A 669-nucleotide genomic window follows, 5' to 3' on the forward strand; every position below is an offset into this window, starting at 1 on the left:
GGCTCGACCGACGGCACCGCCGCCGAGGTCGACAAGCACTTCGCCGGCGACCCGCGCGTGCGGCTGATGTCGTTTGAGAACGGCGGCAAGGCGCACGCCCTCAACCGCGGCCTCGTCCACGCCCAGGGCGAGATCATCGTCGCCCTCGACGCCGACACCCAGTTCCCGGCCAAGACCATCCGCCGCCTGACCCGCTGGTTCGAGGACCCGACCATCGGGGCCGTGGCCGGCAACGCCCTGGTCGGCAACCGCATCAACCTCGTCACCCGCTGGCAGGCGCTGGAATACGTCACCGCCCAGAACCTGGAGCGGCGGGCGCTCGCCGCCCTGGGCGCGGTGACCGTGGTGCCCGGCGCGGTCGGCGCCTGGCGCAAGACGGCGCTGGAGCAGCTCGGCGGCTATCCGGCCGACACCTTGGCCGAGGACCAGGACCTCACCCTGGCCGTGCAGCAGGCCGGCTGGCGGGTGGAGTTCGACCCGGCCGCCCGCGCCTACACCGAGGCGCCCGACACCGTCGACGGCCTGCTCAAGCAGCGTTTCCGCTGGTCGTTCGGCACGCTGCAATGCCTGTGGAAGCACCGCAAGGCGCTGTTCAGCCTCAAGTATCCGGTGCTGGGCTTCGTCGCCCTGCCGCAGATCTGGCTGTTCCAGATCATCCTGGCCACCGCC

1 protein-coding gene is annotated in these 669 nt (G+C 71.6%); it reads left to right on the plus strand.

The genetic code is table 11. The features are described from left to right. A partial coding sequence (locus D1614_RS24050) for a glycosyltransferase family 2 protein (protein ID WP_119440495.1) occupies positions 1–669 on the plus strand: 669 nt, incomplete at both ends.

Origin of the sequence: Maribellus luteus, assembly GCF_003576475.1 — a bacterium.
GTDB classification, from domain to species: domain Bacteria; phylum Bacteroidota; class Bacteroidia; order Bacteroidales; family Prolixibacteraceae; genus Draconibacterium; species Draconibacterium luteum.